The sequence below is a fragment of the Bradyrhizobium guangzhouense genome (assembly GCF_004114955.1).
In the GTDB taxonomy this organism is placed as follows: domain Bacteria; phylum Pseudomonadota; class Alphaproteobacteria; order Rhizobiales; family Xanthobacteraceae; genus Bradyrhizobium; species Bradyrhizobium guangzhouense.
In genome coordinates this window covers 972070-988762 of the sequence record NZ_CP030053.1, presented here as the reverse complement: position 1 = coordinate 988762, position 16693 = coordinate 972070, and the positions used below count along the sequence as shown (strand labels likewise).

Genomic DNA, 16693 nt, shown 5'->3' with positions numbered 1-16693 from the left:
CCGCGACACACATTTCCGGATCATGCTCTAGAGATCGTCGTCGGCGTCGGAACCGTCGGGCGGATCGTCAGAGCCGTAGTCGGCGTTACCATTGGATTCCGGCGTCTCGGGGGCAAGCCTGCGGACCTCGACGACCTTCGCACCGGGGAAGCGCGACAGCACCTCCTGCACGCGCGGATCGGCCTCGGCGGTGCGGGCATGTTCCTGCTTGGCGGCCTGGTTCATCGAGCGCAGCGTCGCCTGGCCCTGCTCGTTGGAAACGATGATGGTCCAGCGCCGGCCGGTCCACATCTCGAACTTTTTCGCGAGCTCGGTGATCATGGTCTTGGAGGCGTTCGGCTCGAGCGCGATTTCGAGCCGGCCTTCCTCGAACCGAACAAGGCGCATGTCGCCTTCGAGCGCGGCCTTGGTCATGACGTCGCGCTTCTGACTGGCAAGCGCGACGAGCTGCATGAAGCTCGTGATGCGCAACTGGGGCGCCGCGCCTTGCGGATCCGGTGCTGGCGCCGCCATCTGCGGCCGGGCGCCGCCACCGAATGCAGTCGGCGACGAGGTCGGCATGCGAACCGGCGCCGCGGAGGTCGCGGATACGGCAGAGGCCATCGGTGCGGACGGCGCGTTCCCACGCGCTCCAGCGCCGCCGCCCACGACCGGCGAGCCGCCGCCGTTCTGCTCCAGCATCCGGATCGCTTCGTCCGGCGTCGGCAGGTCGGCGACATAGGCGATGCGCACCAGCACCATTTCGGCGGCCGCGGCGGGACGCGTCGCGCCCTGCACCTCGGTGATGCCCTTGAGCAGCATCTGCCACATCCGCGACAGCACGCGCATCGAGATCTTCGAGGCGAAATCGCGCGCACGCACGCGCTCGGTCTCGCCATAAGCGACGTTGTCGGCCGTAACGGGCACGATCTTCACGCGGGTGACGAAATTGACGAATTCGGCCAGATCAGACAGCACGACGATCGGATCGGCGCCGACATCGTACTGATCGCGGAACTCCTTGAACGCGGCCGCGATGTCGCCGCGCGCCAGCGATTCGAACAGATCGATGACTCGGGTGCGATCGGCGAGGCCCAGCATCTGCCTGACGGCATCGGCCTTCACCTGCCCCGCCGCATGCGCAATCGCCTGATCGAGCAGCGACAGCGAATCGCGCACCGAGCCTTCCGCCGCGCGCGCGATGATGCCGAGCGCCTCGGGCTCGATCTCGACGCTCTCCTTCGCGGCGATGTTGGCGAGGTGCTTCATCAGCACGTCGGCCTCGACGCGGCGCAGGTCAAAGCGCTGGCAGCGCGACAGCACCGTGACCGGGACCTTGCGGATCTCGGTCGTCGCGAACACGAATTTGGCGTGCTCCGGCGGCTCCTCCAGCGTCTTCAGGAAGGCGTTGAACGCCGCCGTCGACAGCATGTGGACTTCGTCGATGATGTAGACCTTGTAGCGGGCGCTGGCCGGCGCATAGCGCACGCTGTCGTTGATCTGGCGGACGTCATCGACGCCGGTGTGCGAGGCCGCGTCCATCTCCAGCACGTCCATGTGCCGGCTTTCCATGATCGCCTGGCAATGCACGCCAAGGGTCGGCATGTGGATGGTCGGGCCCTTCACCGAGCCATCCGGCATCTCGTAGTTGAGTGCACGGGCAAGAATGCGCGCGGTGGTGGTCTTGCCGACGCCGCGGACGCCGGTGAGGATCCAGGCCTGCGGAATCCGCCCGGTCTCGAACGCGTTGGAGACCGTGCGGACCACGGCCTCCTGGCCGATCAGATCGTCGAAGCTCGAGGGGCGGTATTTCCGCGCCAGCACCCGGTAAGGCGCGTTGCCGGCCGGGCCGGCGCTATCAGGAGGTGGAGGGGCGCCAGCGTCGGTCATCGGTCAATCCGCAATGGAATGTCTCTCGGCTGGCTTTTGCGGACAGGAGCGCGCCAGCGGGAGACCCGCCAGCGCAATTCGCTCGAAAAAACAGGTAGGAGACTGACGAGCGACCCGATCCGGACCTCGTTAGGGCTGCTTCCTTCCGGACCTGACCCGGTTGGCGAGTGGCTCGTCCACCGCCAATCTCCCGATCCCTATTTGGGGCCAAAGGAGCGGGAAAGCAAGCGGGTATCACATTGGCCCACTTGATCTTGCCCAGCATCCGGGCAATTCCTGACCTGCCCAGCCGATAGGCTGTGCTTTCGCTACCAAGGCCGCCTTGGTAAGAACGCTGCCGGAACTCCACCTAACCAGAAAAGCGATTGATCCCAATGGTTACACGTCGTGATGTTGCATCGATTGTCGGACTTGGTGCCGGACTTGGCGCCATCGGCGCGGCAGCCGCCGGCGCGCTGGCCTCTCCGGCCGCAGCCCAGGCGGCCGATCCCAACGAATCGACCTTCGCCCGCATCCGCCGCACCAAGAAGATGCGGATCGGCGCAGTCGGCGGCGGCGCGCCCTATTACATGAAGGACCTCTCCAGCGGTCAATGGAAGGGCTTCTACATCGACATCGCCAAGGCCCTGGCCGACGACATGGAGGCCGAGCTCGAGATCACCGAGACCACCTGGGGCAATTCGGTGCTGGATCTCCAATCCAACAAGATCGACATCTTCTTCGGCCTGAACCCGACGCCGAAGCGCGCGCTGGTGATCGACTTCTCGATCCCTGTTTTCAACAACGCCTTCGGCATTCTCTGCAAGAAGGACTTCAAGCCGAAGAGCTGGGCCGAGCTGAACTCGCCCGACATCAAGATCGCGGTCGACCAGGGCTCCTCGCACGACCAGGTCGTCAGCCGCCTGACGCCGAAGGCGCAGATCTCGCGGCTGAAGACCGCCGACGATGCCACCGCCGCGCTGCAGACCGGCCGCGTCGACGCGCAGTGCCTGATCACCATGCTGTCGCTGACCGTGCTGAAGAAGAACCCTTCGCTCGGCCAGTTCGTGCTGCCGACCCCGATCTTCGCGACCACGTCGAATGCCGGCTTCCGCCGCGAGAACGACAAGACCTGGCGCGACTACGTCAACACCTGGATCGACTTCAACAAGGGCCTCGGCTTCATCCGCAACGCCATCATCACCAACATGGAACTGGTGGGCGTGACGGAGGCGGACATTCCGCCGGGCGTTTCGCTGTAAGCTTTCCCACTGTCATTCCGGGGCGATGCGCAGCATCGAACCCGGAATCTCGAGATTCCGGGTTCGCCCTTCGGGCGCCCCGGAATGACGATACCCACGACGAGTAAGAACACGCATGTATCAGTGGGACTTCGGCATCCTCTGGAGCTATCGCTGGCTCTTTCTCGACGGGCTTGGCGTCACCGTCGGCTTCACCGTGGTGATCGTGTTGCTGGGCCTCGCCTTCGGCCTGCTCGGTGCGTTCGGCAGCCTGTCACGCTTCAAGCCGGTGCGGCTCCTCGCCCTGACCTTCATCGAGGCCTTCCGCTGCACGCCGATCCTGGTGCAGCTGATCTGGTTCTATTATGCGCTGCCGATCCTGGCCGGTGTCGAGATGACGCCGATCACCGCCTCGGCGCTGGCGCTGTCGCTCTATGGCGGCTCGTTCTATTCGGAAATCATCCGCGGCGGCATCATCTCGATCGACAAGGGCCAGTCGGAAGCCGGCGCGGCGCTCGGCATGACGCCCGGCCAGAGCATGCGACGCATCGTGCTGCCGCAGGCGATCAAGCGCATGATCCCGGCGCTGATGAACCAGTCCATCATCCAGTTCAAGAACACCTCGCTGGTCTCGGTGCTGGCAGTGCCCGATCTGGTCTATCAGAGCCAGGTCGCCGCTCATGACAGCTACCGGCCGCTCGAGACCTATACTGCGGTTGCGGTCGCCTATGCGGCGATCCTGATCCCGCTCACCATCATCGTCCGCCGCGGCGAGAAGCGACTGGCGGTTGGCGAATGAGCGAGACATCCAAGACCGTTTCGAAAATCGAGATCCGCGGCCTGCGCAAGAGCTTTGGCAGCAACGAGGTTTTGAAGAACATCAATCTCGACGTCGCCAAGGGCGGTGTCGTGGCGCTGATCGGTCCGTCCGGCTCGGGCAAATCCACGCTGCTCCGCTGCATCAACCTGCTGGTCGTGCCCGATGGCGGCAGCGTGCGCGTCGGCGATATCAGCTTTTCATTCGGTGAGGGCACGAAGCTCCCAGATGTGAAGACACTCGCAAAATTCCGCGCCACCACGGGCATGGTGTTCCAGCACTTCAACCTGTTCCCGCACATGACGACGCTGCAGAACGTGATGGAGGGACCGGTCACGGTGCGGCGCATGGCCAAAGCCGACGCCGAGAAGCTCGCGCGGGCGCAGCTTGCCAAGGTCGGTCTTGCGGAGAAGGCGGACCAATATCCGGCAACGCTCTCCGGCGGCCAGAAGCAGCGCGTCGCGATCGCACGCGCGCTGGCGATGGAGCCTGATGTGATGCTGTTCGACGAGGCGACCTCGGCGCTCGATCCGGAGCTCGTCGGCGAGGTGCTGAGCGTGATCCAGCAGCTGGCCTCCGAAGGCATGACCATGGTGATCGTGACCCACGAGATCGCGTTTGCCCGCGAGGTCGCCGACCGCCTCATCTTCATGCGCGACGGAATCGTGGTCGAGGAAGGACCCGCGCGGCAGGTGATCGACAATCCCCGGGAAGCCGCGACGCGCGCCTTCCTCAGCCATTTCCATCGCACCGGCGCGCTGCCGCCGGCGAACGCGACCTCGTGATGCCTGGGATCAATCGCGTCTATCTCGTCACCGGCGCCGCCAGCGGCATCGGCCGCGCCACCGCAGAGCTGCTCGCAGGCCCCGGCACCGGGCTGCTGCTGCACACGCGCTCCAACGCCGCGGGCCTCGATGCCACCGCGGCGGAAGCCGAGGCAAAGGGCGCGGTGGTCGCCAAATGTCTTGGCGATCTCGCCGTGGACGCAGCCGTGACCGATGCCATCGCCGCCACGCATGCCGCCTTCGGCCGGCTCGACGGACTGGTTCTCGTCGGCGGCCACGCCCGCCGCGGCAGCGCGATCGGCACGCCCGCGGATCATTTCCGGCAGGCGATGGACGAATCGGCGCTGGCGTTCACCCGAATGGTCGAAGCCGCACTGCCGCTGTTGCGGGCCGCGAAAGATGCGCGGATCGTCGCGGTATCGTCCTTTGTCGCGCACGCGATCCGGCCCGAATTCGCGCCGTTCGCAGCCACGGCCGCAAGCCGCTCCGCGCTCGAAGCGCTGGTGCGGCTGACCGCGGTCGAGCTCGCGACGGACGGCATCACCGTCAACGCCGTGGCCCCGGGCCTGATCGTCAAGGACAAGCCCAGCGAGAGCCGGCTGTCGCCCGAGCAGATCGCGGCAACCGAAGCGCTGATTCCGATGCAACGCCGCGGGCGGCCGGAGGAGGTCGCCGAGATCATCGCCTTCCTGGCATCCCCGAAAGCATCCTATGTCACCGGCCAGGTCTGGCACGTCAATGGAGGCCTGACATGACCGAAGCGACCATCCAGCGTCTCCGCCTGTTCCTGATCGAAAGCCCGATCAAGATGGCGCGCCTGCAGGGCGTCGGCAACGTCAAGGGCACGGTGAAGCGCGTGCTGGTCGAGCTGACGTCCAGCGACGGCGTGGTCGGCTGGGGCGAGGCGGCACCGTGGGAGGTGTTCACGGGAACGCCGGAAGCTGCGTTCGCCGCGCTCGATATCTATCTGCGGCCGATCCTGCTCGGCAAATCCGTGCGCCGCATCCGCGCGCTGATGGCCGAGCTCGACCGCGCCCTGGTCGGCCACGCGGAAGCAAAAGTCGCAATCGAGATGGCGCTGCTCGACATCGTCGGCAAATCCTCGGGCCTGTCCGTTGCCGATCTGCTCGGCGGCCGCGTCCGCGACACGATTCCTCTTTCGTTTTCGATCGCCGATCCCGACTTTGCCGCCGATCTCGAGCGGATGCGAACGATGGTTCCAGATGGCAATGTCATCTACAAGGTCAAGACCGGCGTGAAGCCGCATCGCGAAGACCTTGATCATCTCGAAGCGATCCGGAAGGAATTCGGCGACAAGGTCGATCTGCGCGTCGACTACAACCAGGCCTTGGTGCCGTTCGGCGCGATCAAGATCCTGCGCAATGTCGAGACGTTCGCGCCGACCTTCATCGAGCAGCCGGTGCCGCGCAAGTTCCTCGACGTCATGGCGCAGCTCACCGCGGCGCTGGAAACGCCCGTGCTTGCCGATGAAAGCTGCTTCGACCGCCGCGACATGATGGAGGTGGTGCGCCGCGAGGCGGCCGATGCCGTCTCCATCAAGCTGATGAAAGCCGGCGGCCTGTTCGAGGCGCAGGCGATCATGGCGATTGCCGACATCGCCGGCCTGCCCGGCTATGGCGGCACGCTATGGGAAGGCGGCATCGGTCTTGCCGCCGGGACACAGCTTATCGCGGCAACACCGGGCATCTCGCTCGGCTGCGAGTTCTACATGCCGCATCACGTGTTGACCGAGGACGTGCTGGAAGAGCGCGTGGTCAACCGTGCTGGTCACGTCGTCGTGCCCGATGGGCCGGGTCTCGGCATCCGCGTGAGCGAAGCCTCGATTCGCGCCAATGCCCGGGTGCTGGCGGAGGCGTAAGGTCTCTCCTCGTCGTCCCGGCGAAGGCCGGGACCCATAGCCACGAGATTGCATTTGGCGATGATCGCAAATTCCAATCTCGTGCAATCACATCTGCTGCGGAGTATGGGTCCCGGCCTTCGCCGGGACGACGATAGAGCATGAGGCCCCTGCGGAGCCCGATCCTTCCCCTCGCCAACTCCCTATCGTATGGTCGGCCCAACACGCCCGCCCCACCGGGCCATCCGGAAACCTCCATGCCCGAACCCGCCTGGTCGCTGCACTCCCGCCTGAAAGAGGACACCATCGACATCGGCGATCTGCCGCTGTCGAAGGTGCTGGTCATCAAGGACGCGCATTATCCCTGGCTGCTGCTGGTGCCGCGGCGCGCCGACGCGGTCGAGATCATCGATCTCGACGAAGTGCAGCAGGCACAGCTGATGACGGAGATCTCCCGCGTCTCGCGCGCGCTGAAGGAGATCACCAAATGCGACAAGCTCAATGTCGCGGCGCTCGGCAATCTCGTGCCGCAGCTTCATGTTCACATCATCGCACGCCGCACCAGTGACGCCGCCTGGCCGCGCCCGGTGTGGGGCGTGATGAAGCCCTTGGCGCATGACGCGACCGAGGTGCAGAATTTCATCAGCGCGCTCCGCAAGAAAATCTGGTTGGGTTGAAAGAACAAGAAATGTCAGCATTCGACTCGTTTCCGCTGGGGCAACCGGCCTTCGTCACCAACATTCTCGATCGCGCCGCGCATCTGCGCCGTGACGACGAAAAGCTGTTCGCGATGGAGCAGAAATCGTCGTCGCGCGCCTATGTCGTCTACCGAGACTCGCTGCTGGTGAAGCGCGAGGGCGACAAGGTGCGCGCGCTGCTCTCGATCGACGAGGCGCTGAAATGCGGCGCCAATCCCGGCACGATCTTTCTGGGCTTGCGCGACGGCGCGGCGGTCTTCGGCATGGGCCTGGCGCAGGCGGCCGCCGAGAAACTGATCGGCCGCGAGGACTACACCGTCACCGAGCTGCGCGGCATGGCGATGCAGGGCGCGATCCCGCCCGACGAGCTGTCGGCGATCGCGATGGCGAAGTCGATGGTCGGCTGGCACCAGCGCCACGGCTATTGCGCCAATTGCGGCACCCGCAGCGCGATGAAGGAAGGCGGCTGGAAGCGCGACTGCCCGGCGTGCAAGGCCGAGCATTTTCCGCGCACCGACCCGGTCGTGATCATGCACGTCGCCTCGGGCGACAAGTGCCTGCTCGGCCGCCAGAAGCAGTTTCCACCAGGCATGTTTTCGTGCCTAGCCGGCTTCGTCGAGGCCGCCGAGACCATCGAGGACGCGGTCCGCCGCGAGATCCTGGAGGAGTCGGGCATTCGTTGTACCGACGTGCAGTATTACATGACCCAGCCCTGGCCCTATCCGTCGTCCCTGATGATCGGCTGCAGCGCGCGGGCCGTGAGCGAGGACATCGTGGTCGATCACTCCGAGCTGGAGGACGCGCGCTGGTTCACGCGCGAGGAAGCGGCGCTGATGCTGAAACGGACGCATCCGGACGGGTTGGCCGGACCGCATCCATTTGCGATCGCCCATCATCTGCTCGGCCGCTGGGTGCACGACAGGAGCTGAGGCGGCCGATGGCGCACCCTGCGATCGCGCCGCGCATCCTGTGCATCGGCATTCCCGTGCGCGACCTCACCTTCCGCGTGGAGTCTGTGCCCGCGCGCGGCAGCAAGGCGAACGCCACGCATCTTGCCGAAATCTGCGGCGGCAACGCGCTCAATGCCGCGATCGCGATGGCGCGGCTCGGCGGCCGCGTCGCGTTTGCGGGCCCGATGGGCGATGCGCAGGAGACGTCGAGCGGCTTCATTCTCGAGCGGATGGCCGATGAAGGCATTGATATCAGCCACATCGTGCGCATCCCCGGCGCAGCCACGCCCGTCTCGGCGATCATCATCGACGCGTCTGGCGAACGCACGCTGACAATCTACCGCGATCCCGCCCTGTGGACGGTCCGGCTGCCTGATGCCGACGAATTGCTCGCGGGTTGCCAGGCAGTGCTCGTCGAGAGCCGCTGCGGCGCCTTCTGCATCGATCTCTGCACCGAGGCGCGCCGGCGCGGCATTCCTGTCATCGTCGGCGTCGATCGTGCGATGGAGCTGAAGGACGGCTTGCTTACCGCTGCTTCGCATCTGCTGTTTGCCAGCGAGCAGGCGCAGGAGACCGCTGGCATCGAAGACGACGGCGAGGCTTTGAAGCGCCTGGCCAAGCTGTCGCCCGCCTTCCTCGCCGCCACGCGCGGCCCTGAGGGAACGATCTGGCTGAACGATGTCGGCCGGCTGGAGGAGACGCCGGCCTTTACGGTCGATGCCGTGGACACGCTCGGCGCCGGCGACGTCTTCCATGGCGCCTTCACGCTTCGCGTCGCCGAGGGCGGCGACGTGCGGGAGGCGCTGCGATTCGCTGCGGCCGCTGCGGCGCTGAAATGCACCCGCCATGGCGGCGGCCTGGCAGCGCCGCAACGCATTGAAGTTGAAGCCTTTTTGCAGAACTTGGTTGGAGCCGCCCCGCGCGCAGGCTGAGATTATGGACTTGCTATAGAAGGATTTTCTCTATATCAGGGAAATCGGCCCCTGAATTGGAACAAAGTTCTTCAAATGACCGATGCCGCTGTCCAGATCCCCGAGACCAGCCGCCGTCTCGACGCTATCGACCGCAAGATCCTGATGGTGCTCCAGGAGGACGCCTCCCTGTCCGTTGCCGAAATCGGCGACCGTGTCGGCCTGTCCTCCACCCCCTGCTGGAAGCGCATCCAGCGCCTGGAGGCCGACGGAGTGATCCTGAAGCGGGTCGCGCTGGTCGACCAGAACAAGATCGGGCTCGGCATCTCCGTGTTCGTGTCGGTGGAGAGCTCCGATCATTCCGACGCCTGGCTGAAGAAGTTCGCCGAAGCCGTCAGCGCAATGCCCGAGGTGATGGAATTCTACCGCATGGCCGGCGACGTCGATTACATGCTGCGCGTCGTGGTCGCGGACATGCAGGCCTATGACATCTTCTACAAGAAGCTGATCAGCGCCGTGCCGCTCAAGAACGTCACCTCACGATTCGCGATGGAGAAGATCAAGTCGGTGACGGCGCTGCCGATCCCGGCTGTGGTGGCGGCTTAAGGTCGATCTCGCGCCACACCCCGATCCGGTACCTCGGTAAGCCGTCGTTTACCGAGAGTTAGTCCCGTTCGCCTATCTTTATGGCATGGAGGGGAGAACGGCGATTCCGTCCCGGCGGTGGCCTGCCTGGGCGAATGCGACTGCATTGCTGGTCGCAGGCTGGATCGCATTGGCCATCCTCACCTTACAGGTTCGTCCGGGCGCGACTGTTGTCGCGGTTGCGTTTCCACCCTGGTGGAGCACGCAGCAGGTTTTTCAGGCTACGGGAGCGGCGCAAGCGTCGATCGTGAGGGCAACCGCCCTTCCCACTCTCCTCGTCGTCCGCCCGGATGACCATGACGGACTGACCCGCCTGCATGATGCCGGCGCTTGGTTCGTGATGGACGCGCAAGCGGTCTCAGCGTGTTTTGGCGGATAGCCTTGTGGCGTGTAGCCATTTGGCACGCAATCCTGGAGAGGATGAAATGGTTGTCGAGAACGACGGACTTGAATCGCTGCGGCAAACCACCAGCAAGATTCTCGTCGCGATGCTTTGGCTGCACGTGCCGATCAGCATGATAATCGGGCTTGCGCTCGGCAAGGCCTGGCTGATCCCCGCCATCTTCATGGCGATTTTCGCGCTCGCCGGGACGCTGTCCTGGACCATGTCCGGCAACGGGCTGTCCACGCGTCTCGTGTTTGCCGTCGCATTGATGAGCGGCGTGTCGATGTTCACCTGGCAGTTCGAGGGACATCCCTGGCAGATCGACATGCATATGTATTTCTTCGCGGCGCTCGCCTGCACGGTCGCCTATTGCGACTATCGGCCGATCGTCGCCGCGACGGTCGCGGTCGCGCTGCATCACATCGCGCTGAACTTCCTGCTGCCCGCGGCGATCTATCCCGGCGGCTCGGATTTCGGTCGCGTCGTGTTGCACGCGGTGATCCTGCTGATCGAGGCGGGCGTGCTGATCGCGCTGGCGCACACGCTCCAGCAGCTGTTCGAGACCACGGCGGTGAAGACGGCTGAAGCGCAGGCCGCGATGGCCGCCGAAGCGCGGGCCAACAGCGAGCGCCACGATGTCGAACAGCGCGCCAAGGACGACCGCGAGGCCGCCAAGCAGAGGCTCGCCGGCAATTTCGAACGCAGCATCGGCGGCATCGTCGAGGCCGTCGCGATTGCCGCGGGCGAGGTGCAGCAGCTCTCATCCGCGATGAGCAACAACAGCACCGACACTGCGCGTCAGACCTCAGCCGCCGCAGCAGCCTCGAACCGCGCCTCCAGCAATGTCGAGACGGTTGCCGCGGCGACCGAGGAACTCACCGCGTCGGTTACCAGCATCACGCAACAGGTCGCCCGCTCCGCCGAGATCGCAACCCGTGCAGCAGATGAAGCCCGCCGCACCAATCAGGTGGTCGAGGGGCTTGCCAGCGGCACGCAGAAGATCGGCGAGGTCGTCACGCTGATCCAGAGCATCGCCAGCCAGACCAATCTCCTGGCTTTGAACGCGACCATCGAGGCCGCGCGCGCCGGTGAGCACGGCAAAGGTTTTGCGGTCGTCGCGAGCGAAGTGAAGGCGCTGGCGAACCAGACTGCACGGGCGACCGAAGAAATCTCGGCGCAGGTGCAGACCATCCAGAGCGCCACCGGCGATGCCGTCAACGCCATTCAAGCAATCGGCGCGACCATCGCCGAGATCGATGAAATCTCCGGCCAGATCTCGACCGCGGTCGATCAGCAGGGTCAAGCGACCCGCGAGATCGCCGGCAGCCTGCAACAGGCCGCCTCCGGCACCCGCGAGGTGAACGACAATATCACAAGCGTCAGCAAGGCTTCCGACGAGGCCGGCGCCGCCGCCTTGAAGATGCACCAAGCCGCAGCGGGGCTGTCTTCGCAGTCCGAGCGTCTGAAGGCCGAGGTCGATGGGTTCCTAGGGTCGCTGCGAACGGCGTAGGGGGCCGCGCACGGATGCCGTCATCGCCGGCTTGACCGGGCGATCCAGTACGCCGCTGCGTCTCCGTAGCTCACCAGCTTCTCTGGAATACTGGATCACCCGCTTTCGCGGGTGATGACAGCGGTGAATGCGGCGGGCGCAGGTGCACCGCGGCAGCCAGATCAGATCTTCTGATTGTACTCGCCGACCTCGGGATGGTTACGCAGCACGCTGTTCACCATCTCGAACATGTCGTGCATGCGCTGCTCGGAGACCGGGCTCTCGACAACGACCACGAGCTCCGGCTTGTTGGAGGAGGCGCGCACGAGGCCCCAGCTGCCGTCCTCGACCGTGACGCGCACGCCGTTGACGGTGACCAGATCGCGGATCGACTGGCCGCCGATCTTGGCGCCCTTGGCCTGAAGGCCTTCGAAATGCTTCACCACGGCGTCGATGACGCCGTACTTCACTTCGTCTGCGCAGTGCGGCGACATGGTCGGCGACGACCAGGTCTTCGGCAGCGCGTCCTTGAGATCCGCCATCGACTTGCCGGGCGCGCGATCGAGCATGTCGCAGATGGCGATCGCCGAGACGAGGCCGTCGTCATAGCCGCGTCCATACGGCTTGTTGAAGAAAAAGTGGCCCGATTTCTCGAAGCCCGCGAGCGCGCCGGTCTCAAAGCTGCGGCGCTTCATGTAGGAATGGCCGGTCTTCCAATAGGCGGTCCTGGCGCCCTGCTTCTGCAGGACGGGATCGGTGATGAAGAGGCCGGTCGACTTCACGTCGACGATGAACTGCGCATCCTTGTGGATCGCCGACATGTCGCGCGCCAGCATCACGCCGACCTTGTCGGCAAATATCTCCTCGCCAGTGTTGTCGACGACACCGCAGCGGTCGCCGTCACCGTCGAAGCCGAGGCCGACATCGGCCTTGTGATGCAGCACCGCGTCGCGGATCGCGTGCAGCATCTCCATGTCCTCGGGGTTCGGATTGTATTTCGGGAAGGTGTGGTCGAGCTCGGTGTCGAGCGGGATCACCTCGCAGCCGATCGCCTCCAGCACCTGCGGCGCGAACGCACCGGCCGTGCCGTTGCCGCAGGCCGCGACCACCTTGAGCTTGCGCTTGAGCTTCGGACGGTTGGTGAGGTCGGCGATGTAGCGCGCCGGGTAGTTCTCGTGGAACTGGTAGGCGCCGCCGGCCTTGTTCTTGAACTCGGCGCCCAGCACGATCTCCTTCAGCCGCGTCATCTCGTCGGGGCCGAAGGTCAGCGGACGGTTGGCGCCCATCTTCACGCCGGTCCAGCCATTGTCGTTGTGCGAGGCCGTGACCATGGCGACAGCGGGCACGTCGAGATCGAACTGCGCGAAATAGGCCATCGGCGTCACCGCAAGGCCGATGTCGTGCACCTTGCAGCCTGCGGCCATCAGGCCGGAGATCAGCGCATATTTGATCGAGGCCGAATAGCCGCGGAAGTCGTGCCCGGTGACGATCTCCTTGGCGACGCCGAGCTCGGCGATCAGCGCGCCGAGCCCCATGCCGAGCGCCTGCACCCCCATCAGGTTGATTTCCTTCTGGAACAACCACCGCGCGTCGTATTCGCGAAAACCCGTGGGCTTCACCATCGGCTCGGATTCGAAGGCGTAGGTGTTGGGCAAAAGCACGGATTTCGGCTTGGGGAACATTGAGGCGGTCTCGTGAAAATGGCGGGACTTGATGCAGCCTTAGCGAAAGCCAGGGCGCAGCGGAAGGCGGGAATGAAGGCTTATGGCCGATAATTGCGGCAGTTTGGTAACGGAAAAACGTTACCGGCCGCGCGCTTGCCCAGGACCGTTTAAAAATCATTGGGCTGAAATGCGCCCTCTTCTATTGCTCCAGCACCATCTGGCCGTTGGCGTACTCGAAGCGCTTCAGGCGGGACAGGAAGGAGAGGCCGAGCAGGTTCTCGGACAGCGCAGCGTCCGGCAGCACCATGGCGTCGACGTCGCGCACGACGAGACCGCCGACGTCAAGCATTGCAATGCGGGTGCGCGCGGCCTTGATGGTGCCGTTTGCGGTGGTGACCGTGGCGCTGTACTCGCTGCGCGAGGGACGCAGGCCGAAGCGGGCGGCGGAGGTCTCGTTCAGCGCCACCACGGAGGCGCCGGTGTCGACCATGAAACCGATGCGCTGGCCGTCGATGCGGCCCTCCGTCTGGAAATGACCACGGATGTCGCGGGGGATGTTGAGGCTGCGGCTGCCTGATGGCGCAGTGGTCGCAATCGCGACCGTCGCATGCGGCGCCGATGTCGCGGACGCGGAGCTCATCCTGTCCGCCATCTGCGCCATGAATGTACCGAGACCGATCATCACGGCCGCGAAGATCATAATGTTACGCATCACACCACTTCCGAGCCGAACGCTCGATTTCACCACGCGGCAGGCTCCTCCGCGAGCAGGGTCGCAGCAGAGCCGGTGTTATTTTGACGAAAAGGATGAGCGGACGGTTAATACGACGTCACGTCCCGCGCGGCTTCGCCCGACGGGTCGGCAGCGCGGTTGCCGGATCGTCCGGCCAGGGGTGGCGCGGGTAGCGGCCGCGCAGGTCGGAGCGGACGGCCGCGTAGCTGCCGCGCCAAAAGCCGGGGAGATCGCGCGTCACCTGCACCGGACGCTGCGCCGGCGACAGCAGCTCGAGCACCAGCGGCACCTTGCCGGCGGCGATCGACGGATGGGTGTTGAGGCCGAACAATTCCTGCAGTCGCACGGCGATGGTCGGCCCCTGCTCGGCCTCGTAGTCGATCGCCAGCACGCTTCCCGTGGGCGCCTCGAAATGGGTCGGCGCTTCGCGATCGAGCCGGGCGCGCATCTCCCACGGCAACAGCGCCATCAGCGCATCGGAGAGATCACCGGCGGAAATGTCCTTCAGCGCGATCTTGTCGTAGAGAACAGGCACCAGAAAATCGTCGCGCCGCGCGATCAGCCCGTCGTCCGACAGGTCGGGCCAGCTATCGCCCTCGGCCTTGCGCAGGAACATCACGCGGTCGCGCCATTGTTTGGCGGCCTTGGACCAGGGCAACCGGTCGAGGCCGGCGGCGATCAGACCGTCGGCAAAAATGCGCGCGGTGTGTTCCGAGGGCGACACCGAAAGCGTCGCTTCAGAAAGTGTGATCGCATGCAGCACGCGCTTGCGCCGCGCGCGCAGCGCCATCGCGCCGCGGTCGAAGGAGATCTCGTCGACGCTCTCGATGTGCTCGGCAAAGTGCAGCTCGATGTCAGCCTCAGTGATTGGCGCGGCGAGCAGGATGCGACCGCTCGCGGCCGTGCCGGTCATCTCGCCGATCGCGATGTAGGGCGCGCGGGCCAGCGACGAGGTCTGCTCCACTGCGGCGCCGCGGCCGTTGGCGAGCACGAAACTGCCATTGCCGCGATTGCGCGCGACACGGTCCGGGAAGGCGTAGGCGAGCATCAGGCCGGTCGAGAGATCCTCCTGCTGATCCGGCTTCTCGGATGCCGCGACCCGCGACGCCCAGCGTCGCGCCAGATCGCGCGCGCTCGCCGCCCGCGGCGAACGGTCGCGGCGGAACTGGTCGCGCCGGTGCTCGAGATCGGCGCTGTCACCGCCGAGCCCGCGCTCGGTGAGGATGGCCGCGATCTCGGCCGCTTCCTCGCCGCACCCCGCGCGATGGGAATCCACGATCATGCGAGCCAGCCGCGGCGGCAGCGCGAGCGCGCGCAGGCTCTTGCCCTCGGCGGTGATGCGCCCGTCGCCATCGAGCGCGTTGAGCTCGGTGAGCAGACTCTTGGCTTCCTTCCACGCCGGCTGCGGCGGCGGGTCGAGGAACGACAGCGCTGCCGGATCGGCGACGCCCCATTGCGCAAGATCAAGCACCAGCGAAGAGAGATCGGCGCTGAGAATTTCCGGCTGCGTATAGGGCGCCAGCGACGCCGTCTGCGGCTCGTCCCACAGCCTGTAGCAGACGCCCGGCTCGGTGCGGCCGGCGCGGCCGCGGCGCTGGTCGACTGCGGCACGCGCGGCGCGCACGGTCTCCAGTCGCGTCAGGCCGATGTCGGGTTCATAGCGCGGCACGCGGGCAAGACCGGAATCGACGACGATGCGCACGCCTTCGATGGTGAGCGAGGTCTCCGCGATCGAGGTCGCGAGCACGACCTTGCGCATGCCTTTGGCTGCCGGAGAAATGGCACGATCCTGCACCGCGGCATCGAGCGCGCCGAACAGCGGCACGATCTCGATGCTGGCGTCCTGCACTCGCTCGGCCAGAAAATTCTGGGTGCGACGGATCTCGGCGGCGCCCGGCAGGAAGGCGAGCACCGAGCCACCGTCGGCACGGAGCGCGGAGGCAATCGCATCCGCCATCTGCCGCTCGATCGGTGCATCCGCCTTGCGGCCGAGATAGCGCGTCTCGACAGGAAACGCGCGGCCCTCGCTTTCGACGACGGGTGCTTCGCCGAGCAGCCTTGCGACGCGCGCGCCGTCGAGCGTCGCCGACATCACCAGGATGCGCAGGTCTTCGCGCAAGCCCAGTTGCGCATCGCGCGCCAGCGCCAGGCCCAAATCGGCATCGAGCGAGCGCTCATGGAATTCGTCGAACAGGATGGCGGCCACGCCTGACAATTCGGGATCGTCGAGAATCTGACGGGTGAAGATGCCCTCGGTCACGACCTCGATGCGCGTCGCACGCGAGATCTTCGAGCCGAAGCGGACGCGATAGCCCACGGTCTCGCCAGCCCGCTCGCCGAGCGACTTGGCCATGCGGTCGGCGCTGGCGCGCGCGGCGATGCGGCGTGGCTCCAGCACGATGATCTTTTTGCCTTTGGCCCAGGGCGCATCGAGCAGCGCCAGCGGCACGCGCGTGGTCTTGCCGGCGCCGGGCGGCGCGACCAGCACGGCTGCGTTGTGCTGATCGAGCGTGCGCGACAAATCGTCGAGCACGGCATCGATCGGGAGGGGTGTGTCGAAAGTGCGGGGCAAAGTGTCGGTCCGTCATCGCCCGCCGCGTGCGCAATTGCGCGTTGGGGCGGACGATCCAGTCATATCGGATCCCGGCCATTCCGAAGATCCCAGCGTA

14 protein-coding genes and 1 other RNA gene are annotated in these 16693 nt (G+C 65.6%); 10 read left to right on the top strand and 5 right to left on the bottom strand.

Annotated features, from left to right (window positions below; genetic code table 11):
- Positions 1 to 27: 27 nt before the first annotated feature.
- The gene (locus tag XH91_RS04790; protein ID WP_128949513.1) at positions 28 to 1869 is read right to left on the bottom strand and encodes a DNA polymerase III subunit gamma/tau; all 1842 of its coding nucleotides are present in this window, start codon (positions 1867 to 1869) and stop codon (positions 28 to 30) included.
- A 94-nt stretch (positions 1870 to 1963) separates the two neighbouring features.
- Positions 1964 to 2060: signal recognition particle sRNA small type (gene ffs / locus XH91_RS04785), an RNA gene on the bottom strand.
- Positions 2061 to 2243: 183 nt separating this feature from the next.
- Here ffs and XH91_RS04780 point away from each other — a divergent pair.
- The 10 genes from XH91_RS04780 to XH91_RS04730 all read left to right on the top strand — a co-directional run bounded on the left by XH91_RS04780 (position 2244) and on the right by XH91_RS04730 (position 11648).
- Positions 2244 to 3110: a transporter substrate-binding domain-containing protein gene (locus XH91_RS04780; protein ID WP_128949512.1), complete on the top strand. Its 867-nt coding sequence runs from the start codon at positions 2244 to 2246 to the stop codon at positions 3108 to 3110.
- Between the two features lie 115 nt (positions 3111 to 3225).
- On the top strand, positions 3226 to 3888 hold the full coding sequence (locus XH91_RS04775) for an amino acid ABC transporter permease (protein ID WP_128949511.1): 663 nt from the start codon (positions 3226 to 3228) through the stop codon (positions 3886 to 3888).
- Positions 3885 to 4691: an amino acid ABC transporter ATP-binding protein gene (locus XH91_RS04770; RefSeq protein WP_128949510.1), complete on the top strand. Its 807-nt coding sequence runs from the start codon at positions 3885 to 3887 to the stop codon at positions 4689 to 4691. Before XH91_RS04775 ends, XH91_RS04770 begins: the two co-directional genes overlap by 4 nt.
- Positions 4691 to 5446, top strand: coding sequence for an SDR family NAD(P)-dependent oxidoreductase (locus XH91_RS04765; RefSeq protein WP_128949509.1), 756 nt, complete (start codon positions 4691 to 4693; stop codon positions 5444 to 5446). The genes XH91_RS04770 and XH91_RS04765 overlap by 1 nt, the downstream gene beginning before the upstream one ends.
- Positions 5443 to 6570: a muconate cycloisomerase family protein gene (locus tag XH91_RS04760; RefSeq protein ID WP_128949508.1), complete on the top strand. Its 1128-nt coding sequence runs from the start codon at positions 5443 to 5445 to the stop codon at positions 6568 to 6570. The genes XH91_RS04765 and XH91_RS04760 overlap by 4 nt, the downstream gene beginning before the upstream one ends.
- A 236-nt stretch (positions 6571 to 6806) precedes the next feature.
- Positions 6807 to 7226: an HIT domain-containing protein gene (locus XH91_RS04755; RefSeq protein ID WP_128949507.1), complete on the top strand. Its 420-nt coding sequence runs from the start codon at positions 6807 to 6809 to the stop codon at positions 7224 to 7226.
- An 11-nt stretch (positions 7227 to 7237) separates the two neighbouring features.
- Positions 7238 to 8176 (top strand): NAD(+) diphosphatase, encoded by a 939-nt coding sequence (nudC, locus tag XH91_RS04750; RefSeq protein WP_128949506.1) that lies wholly within the window; start codon positions 7238 to 7240, stop codon positions 8174 to 8176.
- An 8-nt stretch (positions 8177 to 8184) separates the two neighbouring features.
- Entirely contained in the window at positions 8185 to 9129 is a 945-nt protein-coding gene (locus tag XH91_RS04745; RefSeq protein WP_128949505.1) for a sugar kinase, read from the top strand.
- Positions 9130 to 9204: 75 nt separating this feature from the next.
- Positions 9205 to 9714 carry an Lrp/AsnC family transcriptional regulator gene (locus tag XH91_RS04740; protein ID WP_018643457.1) on the top strand — a complete coding sequence of 170 codons (510 nt, stop codon included), beginning with the start codon at positions 9205 to 9207 and terminating at the stop codon, positions 9712 to 9714.
- Between the two features lie 464 nt (positions 9715 to 10178).
- Entirely contained in the window at positions 10179 to 11648 is a 1470-nt protein-coding gene (locus XH91_RS04730) for a methyl-accepting chemotaxis protein (RefSeq protein WP_128949503.1), read from the top strand.
- A gap of 161 nt (positions 11649 to 11809) precedes the next feature.
- Here the strand turns inward: XH91_RS04730 and XH91_RS04725 are convergent, their stop codons facing one another.
- The 3 genes from XH91_RS04725 to hrpB form a co-directional block, all read right to left on the bottom strand.
- On the bottom strand, positions 11810 to 13309 hold the full coding sequence (locus XH91_RS04725) for a phosphomannomutase/phosphoglucomutase (protein WP_128949502.1): 1500 nt from the start codon (positions 13307 to 13309) through the stop codon (positions 11810 to 11812).
- Between the two features lie 181 nt (positions 13310 to 13490).
- Positions 13491 to 14003 carry a TIGR02281 family clan AA aspartic protease gene (locus XH91_RS04720; RefSeq protein ID WP_164934105.1) on the bottom strand — a complete coding sequence of 171 codons (513 nt, stop codon included), beginning with the start codon at positions 14001 to 14003 and terminating at the stop codon, positions 13491 to 13493.
- Between the two features lie 118 nt (positions 14004 to 14121).
- Entirely contained in the window at positions 14122 to 16596 is a 2475-nt protein-coding gene (hrpB, locus tag XH91_RS04715) for an ATP-dependent helicase HrpB (RefSeq protein ID WP_164934106.1), read from the bottom strand.
- Positions 16597 to 16693 lie beyond the last annotated feature (97 nt).

Coding starts and splice junctions, on each gene's coding strand:
- XH91_RS04790 (WP_128949513.1), bottom strand. CDS start 1,869: ATGACCGACGCTGGCGCCCCTCCACCTCCTGATAGCGCCGGCCCGGCC.
- XH91_RS04780 (WP_128949512.1), top strand. CDS start 2,244: ATGGTTACACGTCGTGATGTTGCATCGATTGTCGGACTTGGTGCCGGA.
- XH91_RS04775 (WP_128949511.1), top strand. CDS start 3,226: ATGTATCAGTGGGACTTCGGCATCCTCTGGAGCTATCGCTGGCTCTTT.
- XH91_RS04770 (WP_128949510.1), top strand. CDS start 3,885: ATGAGCGAGACATCCAAGACCGTTTCGAAAATCGAGATCCGCGGCCTG.
- XH91_RS04765 (WP_128949509.1), top strand. CDS start 4,691: ATGCCTGGGATCAATCGCGTCTATCTCGTCACCGGCGCCGCCAGCGGC.
- XH91_RS04760 (WP_128949508.1), top strand. CDS start 5,443: ATGACCGAAGCGACCATCCAGCGTCTCCGCCTGTTCCTGATCGAAAGC.
- XH91_RS04755 (WP_128949507.1), top strand. CDS start 6,807: ATGCCCGAACCCGCCTGGTCGCTGCACTCCCGCCTGAAAGAGGACACC.
- nudC (WP_128949506.1), top strand. CDS start 7,238: ATGTCAGCATTCGACTCGTTTCCGCTGGGGCAACCGGCCTTCGTCACC.
- XH91_RS04745 (WP_128949505.1), top strand. CDS start 8,185: ATGGCGCACCCTGCGATCGCGCCGCGCATCCTGTGCATCGGCATTCCC.
- XH91_RS04740 (WP_018643457.1), top strand. CDS start 9,205: ATGACCGATGCCGCTGTCCAGATCCCCGAGACCAGCCGCCGTCTCGAC.
- XH91_RS04730 (WP_128949503.1), top strand. CDS start 10,179: ATGGTTGTCGAGAACGACGGACTTGAATCGCTGCGGCAAACCACCAGC.
- XH91_RS04725 (WP_128949502.1), bottom strand. CDS start 13,309: ATGTTCCCCAAGCCGAAATCCGTGCTTTTGCCCAACACCTACGCCTTC.
- XH91_RS04720 (WP_164934105.1), bottom strand. CDS start 14,003: ATGCGTAACATTATGATCTTCGCGGCCGTGATGATCGGTCTCGGTACA.